This is a genomic window from Micromonospora sp. ATCC 39149, assembly GCF_000158815.1.
In the GTDB taxonomy this organism is placed as follows: domain Bacteria; phylum Actinomycetota; class Actinomycetes; order Mycobacteriales; family Micromonosporaceae; genus Micromonospora.
The window spans coordinates 6,230,985-6,239,041 of sequence record NZ_GG657738.1; the positions used below are offsets into that span (position 1 = coordinate 6,230,985).

Here is an 8,057-nt window from a genome sequence, read left to right on the forward strand (position 1 = left end):
TTCCTCGACGGCATAGACCAGTTCGACCCCCTGCTGTTCGGCATCTCGCCGCGCGAGGCCGAGGTGATGGACCCCCAGGAGCGTCTCTTCCTCCAGGCGGCCTGGGCGACGTTCGAGTCGGCCGGCTACCCGCGTCGGCGGCTGCGTACCCAGGCTCGCTCGGTGGGCGTCTTCGCCGGTGTCACCAGCTACACGTACCTGCTCTGGGGGCCGCACGAGTGGGCCCGGGGCAACCCGACCAACCCGCAGACCACCCCGTGGTCGTTGGCCAACCGGGTGTCCTACCTGCTCGACCTGAGCGGCCCCAGCATGCCCGTGGACACCGCCTGCTCGTCGTCGCTGACCGCGCTGCACCTCGCCTGCGACAGCCTGCGCTCGGGCGAGTGCGACCTGGCTCTGGCCGGCGGGGTCAACCTCTACCTGCACCCCGCCCGGTACGTGACGCTGTCCCAGGCGCGGATGCTCTCGCCGACCGGCCGGTGTCGCAGCTTCGGTGCCGGCGGGGACGGCTTCGTGCCCGGCGAGGGAGTCGGCGCGGTCCTGCTCAAGCCCCTCGACGCCGCGCTGCGCGACCGGGACCACGTGTACGGCCTCATCAAGGGCACTGCCGTCAACCACGGCGGCTACACCACCGGCTACACCGTGCCGAACCCCGCCGCGCAGGCAGCCGTCGTGGCCCGCGCCCAGGCCGCCGGCGGTGTGGACCCCCGCACCGTCAGCTACATCGAGGCGCACGGCACCGGGACGGACCTGGGCGACCCGATCGAGGTCGCGGGCCTGACCACCGCGTTCCGCGAGGGCACCACCGACCGGCAGTTCTGCGCGCTCGGATCGGTGAAGTCCAATATCGGGCACCTGGAGGCGGCGGCGGGCATCGCCGGCCTGACCAAGGTGCTGCTCCAGATGCGGCACCGCACGCTGGCGCCAACCCTGCACTGCGACCCGGTCAACCCGAACCTCGACCTGGCCGCCACCCCGTTTTACCTGCAAGGGGAGCGGGCCGCCTGGGCACAGCCCCGGGTGCCGGTCGACGACGGGCACGTCACTGTCCCGCGTCGGGCCGGCATCAGCTCGTTCGGCGCCGGTGGCGCGAACGCGCACGTCGTGGTCGAGGAGTACCCGCAACCCGCGCCGACACCCGAGCCCACCGGGCCGCAGCTGGTCGTGTTGTCCGCCCGTACCCATGACCGGCTGCGCGCGTATGCCGGGCGACTGGCCGGGTACCTGCGGGACGCGTCCAAACGAGTGGCGACACCGGGGCGACCGTCCCGACCGGCCGATGGTGGCGACACGGACCGGCTGACCGAGGTGGCGGCGCTGAGCTAGACGCAGATGCTCGGCGTACCGGCCTGCCGCCTCGACCCCGACGAGCCCCTCGCCGAACAGAGACTCGACGTGATCGGTCTGGCCACCCTCGCCGGCCGGCTCGCCGAGGCGGCCGGCGTCGCCCGGTACGCCGACGAACTTTCCGCCGACGTCACCCTGCGCCAGCTCGCCGGCGCCGGCCCGGCCACGACCGCCGGCCCGGCCATCGGTCCGGACGGTTCCGGCCCGGCGGGTGGTGGTGCCGACGGCACCGGCACGGCGCTGCGGCTGGTCGACGTCGCCCACACACTGCGGGTCGGGCGCGAGCCGATGGCGGAACGCCTCGCGCTGGTCGTGTCCAACGTGGCGGAACTCGTGGACCGGCTCGACGCCTACCTGGCCGGCGAAACCGGCGGAGTGCACCACGGCGCCGTCCGTGACGGTGAGATGGCCCGCGACCTAGTGCGCGGTCCGGCCGGCGCGGAGTACCTGCGCGCCCTGACCTCCTCCGGGGACTGGGACCAGCTCGCCCGGCTGTGGGTGGCCGGCGTGGACGTCGACTGGACAACTGTGCCGGGACACGACGCCGGCCGGACCGTGCCACTGCCGACGTACCCGTTCGCCACCGGGCGCTACTGGTTCCCCCGGCAGGCCGACGCGGGCCCCGGCAGCCCGACCGGTTCCGCCCCCGCCCCAGGCCCGGTCGGTGAGGATCGGCCTCATCCGCTGCTCGGCGCGAACACCTCCACCCTGGCGCTGACCCGGTTCACCACCCTGCTGTCCAGTGCCGAGTCGGTCCTGCGCGACCACGTGATTGCCGGCCGGCCGACCCTGCCCGGGGTGGCCGTGCTGGAGATGGCGCGGGCGGCGGCGGAGCTGACCGGGGAAGCCCCGGTGACCGCGCTCCGCGACGTCCTCTGGGCACAGCCGGTGCGGGTCGACGCGCCGCTGCGGGTGCACCTCACGCTCACACTCGCCGACGGCGGGGCCCGCTTCGAGCTTGCCGGCGCAGACGGCGAACCGGCCCGGTACGCGCAGGGCCGAGTCCTGCTCGGCGGGGAGCCGCCCGCGCCGGCCACCCCGCTGGACGTCGCGGCGATCCGGGCCGGACTGGCCGGACCGGTGCCGGGTGACGACTGCTACCGGCTGCTCGCCGCGGCCGGGTTCGGGTACGGGCCGACCTTCCGCGCCGTCCGTGAGCTGTACCGGGGCACCGGGGGCGCGCTGGCCCGCTGGGAACTGCCGGCGGGCTGTTCCGACGCCGAACTTGCCGGCCTGCACCCGTCCGTGCTCGACGGTGCGCTGCATACCGCCATGGGTCTGCTGGACGCGGAGACCGGCGGGGTGCCGGAGGCGTACGTGCCGTTCGCGTTGGCCGAGGTGGTCCGGTACGCGCCGCTGCCGCGTGGCGGGTGGGCATACGCCACGCCGGCCGGCGGGTCCCGGCTGCGCAAGGTGGACGTCCTGATCGTCGACGAGGCCGGCCGGCCGGCGGTCCGCATCGCCGGGCTGACCCTGCGAGCGCTCACCGGCACCGGCCCGGCCGGCACCACCGCTCGGGCAGTACCGGCCGGCACGACCCCGGCGGACGTCGCGGACCGACCGGCGAACCGCGGCGTCGGGCCGTTGCTGTTCACCGCCGACTGGCGGGAGGCGGCCCTGCCGCAGGTCGCGTCGGAGGGCCCGGCCGCCCGGCTGCTGCTGGTCGAGGCAAATGCCGAGCTGCGGGCCGCCGCCATCGGCACCGGCCTGTCGTACACCGAGGTCGACGCCAGTGGGGCCTACGACGCGCTCCGGCGGCTCGCCGCCGCCCGCGCGGACGCGCGGCTGCTGCTCGCCCACCCGGCGGGTTCCCCGGCCGGGAATGGCCTGCCGGCGCTGGCCCGCACCGCCCGGCTGGAACAGCCCCGGCTCGTGGTGTCCACGCTGGAGACCGACGACACCGTCACCGCCGCCGCGCTGACCGTCGAGGCGGCGCGGGGTGGCGCCGACGTGGAGGTCCGGTGGCGGGGCGGTCGCCGCTGGGTGGCCGAGTGGCGGGAACTGCCCGCCCCCGCCGTCACCGATCGGCCGCTGGTCCGCCCGGACGGGGCGTACCTGGTCACCGGCGGCCTGGGCGGGCTGGGCCGGTTGTTCGTGGAGTACCTCGCCGAGCGGGGCGCCGGCACGGTGGTCGTCGCCGGCCGCTTCGCACCGGACGCGGCGGCCCGGGACTGGCTCGCCGGCCTGCCGGTGCGGGTGGTCCACGAGGCCGTCGACGTCACCGACCGGATGGCGGTGGCGGCACTGGCCGGACGCTTCGGACGAAAGTACCCGCCGTTGCGGGGCGTTCTGCACGCCGCCGGGGTGCTGCGGGACGGGCTGCTGGTAACCAAGGGGGACGACGCCTGGGAGCCGGTGTGCGCCCCGAAGGTCATCGGCACCCAACTGCTCGACACGGCCACCGCCGACGCCGAGCTCGACTGGTTCGTGTCCTTCTCGTCAGCGGCCGGTGCGGTGGGCAACCCGGGTCAGGCCGAGTACGCCTACGCCAACCGCTTCCTCGACGTGTACGCGGCGCACCGAGACCGGCTGCGGGAGCGGGGCGAGCGACGGGGGCGCAGCCTCTCGATCGGCTGGGGTCTCTGGGCCGACGGGGGGATGGGCGTCGACGAGCGGACCGCCGCGCACCTGGAACGGACCGCCGGCACCCTGCCGATCCCGACCGCGACCGGGCTGGCCGTCTTCGAGTCCGCCCTCGCGCACGGCCTGCCGTACGTGGGGGTGCTGCACGGCCGGCGGGACACCCTGCGGGAGCGGATGGGTCTCCGTGCCGCCGCGCCGGTCGGGCCGGTTTCGCCGCCGGTCGGGCCGGCAGACAAGGACCCGGCGGGCGGCGCGACCGACAGCCCGGAGGAGATCGAGTCGACGCTGGCCGAGATCTGCGCCGAGGTGCTCAAGATCCCCGTCGGTGAACTGGATCCCGAGGAGGACCTCGGCGCGTACGGCCTCGACTCGATCCTCATGATGACCGTGCTCAACCGGATCGAGCAGCGGTATGCCACCGCCGTGGAACCGAGCGCGCTGGCCGAGTACGGCACGCTGCGCGCGCTGGCCCGGCACCTGCACGCCGCCAGGGTGCGGACCGCACCGGCCACCACCGGCCCGACCCGCGCGCCGGTGCCCGCTCCCGCCCGTGCGGGCGCGGCCCGCGCCGGACGCGCCACCGACCAGCGTGTCGCGGTGATCGGGCTCGCCGCCCGGCTCCCCGGCTCCCCGACGGTGAACGCCTTCTGGGAGCACCTGCGCGCCGGTCGGGACCTGGTCCGGGAACTGCCCGCCGACCGGTTCGACGTGGCTGCGCTCTACAGCCCGGACCGGACTGCCGAGGGGCGGACGTACTCCCGGTGGGGTGGCTTCCTCGATGGCGACATCTTCGCCTTCGACGCGGCCCGGTTCGGCATCGACGAAGACGACGCGCTGGTCATGGACCCACACCACCGCGTCATGCTCGAGCTGACCGAGGAGTTGCTGCACGACGCCGGCTACCGCCCGGAGGAGCTGGCCGGCACGCGGGCCGGGGTGTTCCTCGGTGGCGGCGAGAGCAACTACCTCAAGGGCCGGCTGGAGAGCCTGCCGGGCCGGCTGATGCGCCGGGCGGTGGTCAACACCATCCCGAACATGGCCGCCGCCCGCCTCTCCGACTTCTTCGACCTGCGAGGACCGTCCCAGACCGTCGACACGGCCTGCTCGTCCGCGCTGGTCGCGGTCCACCAGGCGTGCCAGGCGCTGCGGACGGGCGACTGCGACCTGGCGGTCGTCGGCGGCGTCGAGCTGATCACCGACGGCTATCTGCACATCGGCTTCAGCAAGGCCGAGGTGCTCTCACCCGGCGGCGCCTGCCGTGTCTTCGACGAGAGCGCCGACGGCATCGTGCCCGGCGAGGGCGCGGGCCTGCTGCTGCTCAAACCGTACGAGGCGGCGGTACGCGACGGCGACGACATCCGGGCGGTGATCCTCGGGGGCGCGGTCAACAACGACGGACGGACGATGGGGTTGACCGTGCCCAGCCTCGACGGGCAGCGTGACGTGCTGCGTCGGGCGCTGGACGCGGCCGGTGTCCGCGCCGGGGAGATTTCCTACCTGGAGGCGCACGGCACTGGGACGCTCTTGGGCGACCCGATCGAGATCCGGGCCGCCACCAGCGTTTACGGCGCGGACGGCGCGGCCCCGCAGGGGTGCGCGGTGGGGTCGGTGAAGTCCAACATCGGGCACCTGATGCGGGCGGCCGGTGCCGCCGCACTGATCAAGGTGGTCCTCGCGCTGCGGCACGAGCTGATCCCGCCGACCCTGCACTGTGCCCGGCCGCACCCCCGGTTCCGGTTCGCCGAGTCGCCGTTCTTCCCGGTGACCCGGCCCCTGCCCTGGCCGGAGGAGGCCGGTCGGCCGCGCCGGGCCGCTATCTCCGCGTTCGGCTTCGGCGGCACCAACGCGCACCTGGTGCTGGCCGGGCACGTGGGGCCGGGCGGGCACCGGCGGCCGTTGCCGCCGCCGCGCTTCGCGCGCCGGCACTACCGGGTCGGCGATCCGGTGACCGACGTCCGGGCCGGGGGCCCGGTCGCCGACCTGCAAGCCGGCAACGGGAAGCCGGAACTCGACGACATTCTCGACCGGATCCAGGCCGGCACGCTGACGCCGGACGCTGCGGCGGGCCTCTTCGGCCCCAGTGGATTCAACGGGTGGAAGGACGATGGACGATGGGCACCGACCACGACCACGGCACTGCAGACCGGGCCGGTGGGGTGACCGCGTCCCGTTCCGACGTGCGGGAACTGCTCGAGGCGTTCGGCCGTGGCGAGCTGACCCGGGCGGAGGTCACCCAGCGGATCGCGGCCCTGAGCGGGCCGGCGGTGCCGGAGCCGGTGAGCCGGATCTGGCGGCACGACGAGCCGTTCCTCGCCGCACACGTGATCTTCGGCCAGCAGGTGCTGCTCGGCATGGCGCACTGCGCCATGGCGGCGGAGGCGGCCAGGTCGACCGGCGGGGCCTCCGCTGATCTGGCCAACGTCGCCTTCCACGAGCCGGTCGTGCTCACCGCCGGGCAGTCCGCGACGGTCACCGTCCGGGCCCGGCGCGACCACGACCGGGTCCGCTTCGACAGCGTCTACACCGTGGACGGCGGGCCCGAGCGGCGCAGTGTGTCCGGGGAGTTCACCACCCCTACTGCCCCTGGCGAGCCCGTCGACCTCGCCGCGCTGCTCGCCGCAGCGACCGCCGAACGGGCCGCCAGCGAGGTCGCGGCGGTACCGCTGCTCGCCCGCGACCCGGCGCTGCGCAGCGTCGAGCGGGTGTGGCTGACCACGGGCGGTGCCCTCGGTCGGCTGCGGCTCGACCCGGCGGCCCGGGCCGCCGTCACCGACCTTGCCGTACACCCGGCCCTGCTCGACGGCGGCTTCGTGGTCGGTGCCGCCGCGCTCGAGCCGGCTCTGCTCACCCCGACCGACGGCAGCACCTGGGTCACCGTGGCGATCCGCGCCGTCCGGGGTGGTGGCACCGCTCTGCCGGACGACTGCTGGTGCCGTGCCGAGATCACCGGCCAGCAGTCCGATCTCATCAGCATGGACCTGACCTACTGCGACGACACCGGCACCGTGCTGCTGGCCGTCAGCGGGCTGTCCGTACGCCGGGTCGGTTCGGGCGTGGTCACCCAGCCCGATCCCGGGGCTGCCACCGCCGCGCCGGCCCCGGGCGTCGCCCCGACGGTCGGTGCGGCAGCCGCCGTCCCCGCCGCCGGTGGACTTGCTGAGCGGGTCGCCGGGTACCTGGCCGCTCTGCTCACCCAGGCCGCCGGGGCGGGAGCCAACCCGGACCGCCGGGTGCCGTTCATGCAACTGGGTGCCGACTCGAGCACCCTCATCGGACTGACCCGCGAGATCGAGAACGACCTCGGCATCGAGCTGTATCCCACGCTCTTCTTCGAGCACCAGACCATCGACGAGCTGACCGCCGCCCTGGTGGCCGCGCACGGCGACGTGCTGGCGCACCGCCTGCCCGCCGCCGCGCCGATGTCGGCCCGCGCCGAGGGGTCCGTCCCCGTCGAGCCCGTGCCGGCTCCCGCCGTCGCGCCGATCCAGTCTCCCGCCGGGCCGGCGTCGGCTCCCGCGGTCGTGGCGGCGTCGGCTTCCGCCGTGGTGGCGTTGGACCCGTCCCGCGACCCGCGGCGGGACATCGCGGTCATCGGCATGGACGCCCGGTTCGCCGGCTCCCCGGACGTACGGGCCTTTTGGGCGCACGTGCGCGCCGGCACCGACCTGGTCACCGAGATCCCGGCGGACCGGTGGAACTGGCGGGACTGGTACGACGCCGACCCGGCCGAACCGAACCGCACGTACTCCCGATGGGGCAGCTTCATCGAGGCCGACAAGTTCGACCCGGCGTTCTTCGGCGTCTCCCGCCGCGAGGCGATCTGGCTCGACCCGCAGCTGCGGGTCCTGCTCGAGGTGGTCCACGGCACCACCGAGGACGCCGGGTATGCCGACCGGCTGCGCGGCAGCCGCACCGGCCTGTACCTCGGCGTGTCGTTCCACGAGTACTGGGACGAGATCATCCGGGCGGGCGTCCCGATCACCGACTACCAGGCGGTGACCGGCGTACCGTCGTCGCTCAGCGGACGGCTGTCGTACCTGTTTGACCTGCACGGGCCGAGCGTGCCGGTGGACAACGCCTGCGCGTCGTCGCTGACCGCGCTGCACCTGGCGGTGCGGGCACTGCGC

At 74.8% G+C, this 8,057-nt stretch carries 3 protein-coding genes; all 3 read left to right on the forward strand.

Annotated features, from left to right (window positions below; translation table 11 throughout):
* Positions 1-1,326 (forward strand): polyketide synthase (locus tag MCAG_RS27040; RefSeq protein ID WP_232290303.1); only part of this gene is annotated, 1,326 nt, incomplete at its 5' end.
* A gap of 6 nt (positions 1,327-1,332) precedes the next feature.
* A complete protein-coding gene (locus tag MCAG_RS27045) occupies positions 1,333-6,090 on the forward strand; it encodes an SDR family NAD(P)-dependent oxidoreductase (RefSeq protein ID WP_007076128.1) in 4,758 nt (1,585 codons plus the stop codon).
* A partial coding sequence (locus MCAG_RS34030) for a beta-ketoacyl synthase N-terminal-like domain-containing protein (RefSeq protein WP_007076129.1) occupies positions 6,042-8,057 on the forward strand: 2,016 nt, incomplete at its 3' end. The genes MCAG_RS27045 and MCAG_RS34030, both read left to right, overlap by 49 nt.